Raw genomic sequence first — 1,611 nt, 5'->3', positions numbered from 1 at the left:
GGCTGCCGCGACAACCTCCCCCACCTGCAGCGGATCGCCGTCTACTCCGGCGAGGCACTGGAGGAGCTCGAGGTGGCGCTGGGGATCAGCGCCGAATCCTCGGCTGGGTAGCCCCCGACGGAGGGCAACGTGGCAACCTTCGCCGCAGGATCGAGCGCGGCATTCCGCCCAGATTGGGCGCCTCGCATTGCCCAGAATGCTGCCGAAGCGACGGACTCGCCTACTAACGTCAAGCAACGCCGCCACCGAGCGAGCGCACCAGCTTTCAGCTAACGGAAACTAGGACGAGCAATGAAGCTATGTCACATGCGTCTAAAGAACTTCCAGTCGTTCGGACCGACGCCAACGGACATTGAACTAAGCAGACTCACGTTCGTGCTCGGTCCTAACGGTTCTGGAAAAACCGCAGTCCTGCAAGCCTTGGCTCGCCTCTTCAGCCCGGTCCCGTCGATGCGCCGGGTTCAGCCCTCGGACTTCCATATCCCATTCGGGACCGCTCCCGAAGATGTCGACAACGAGTTGTGGCTGGAAGCCGACATTGAGTTCGAGGAGACCGCCGACGAAAAGGGCGACTACCCCTCGATTCCGCCGTTCTTCACGCACATGGCATTGGAGACCACAGGCGGTGTTCCGCGTATCCGAGTCCGTCTCACTGCCACACTCGAGATCGATGGCTACATCGACGAGAAGATCGAGTACGTCACGCAGACCGACGAAGGCGGCCAGCCAACTCAACTCTCGGAGATGTCGCGGCACGATCGGGCCGCGATCGAGGTGCACTACCTTCCTGCGCGACGCGACCCGGTCGACCACGTCGCTTTCACAGCCGCGTCACTGCTAGCAAGAATGTTGCGCGCCGCCGACTGGACTGACGAACGGGTCGAGATGGTTCGCCTAGCGGACGAACTCTCTGCGTCCATGGTCGCTAACTCTGCCGTCGCTGGAATTGGAGCGGAGGTACAGAACGCGTGGGCGACACTTCACAAGGGCAGCTTCTTCAAGGACCCGACGATCGCGTTCGGCCGTGGCGAACTCGATGGTGTTCTCCGACAGTTGACGATGACTTTTGCGCCAGGTCCCGGAGGCGGAACCGTTGACTTCGACCGGCTGAGCGATGGTCAAAAGTCCCTGCTCTACATCACGCTCGTACTGGCCTGGCGAGGCATAGCTCGGAAGGTGCTCAGCGGCGCCGAGACCTCGTTCGACCCCGACAAGTTGCGACCACCGGTGCACGTGATCTTGGCGCTTGAAGAGCCCGAGAACAGCCTGGCACCTCAGCACCTGGGCAGGATACTTCGCCAGCTCCGGACGGTTTGCGCCGACGACGACGTCCAGGCGCTCGTCGCGACTCACGCGCCCGCACTCCTTCACCGAGTCGATCCGGACGACATCCGATTCCTTCGTCTGGGTAACGACCGCGCGACTCAGGTCCGGACCGTACTGATGCCCGACGATGCCAACGACGCCGCGAAATACGTCCGCGAGGCCGTTCGTGCGTACCCGGAGTTGTACTTCGCTCGCCTCGTCATCCTCGGCGAGGGCGACAGCGAGCAGATTGTCCTGCCTCGGGCACTGGCTGCGACGGGCATGGCGGATGACGACGTGGCCGTG

Annotated in this window: 1 protein-coding gene; it reads left to right on the top strand. The window is 62.8% G+C overall.

The annotated features are described in order from the left end of the window. Positions 1 to 291: 291 nt before the first annotated feature. Positions 292 to 1,611 (top strand): ATP-dependent nuclease (locus ACOADB_RS01165; protein WP_378596092.1); only part of this gene is annotated, 1,320 nt, incomplete at its 3' end.

Origin of the sequence: Nocardioides sp. CPCC 206348 (assembly GCF_048654705.1) — a bacterium.
Taxonomy (GTDB): domain Bacteria; phylum Actinomycetota; class Actinomycetes; order Propionibacteriales; family Nocardioidaceae; genus Nocardioides.
This window is presented reverse-complemented; position numbering and strand designations above follow the sequence as displayed.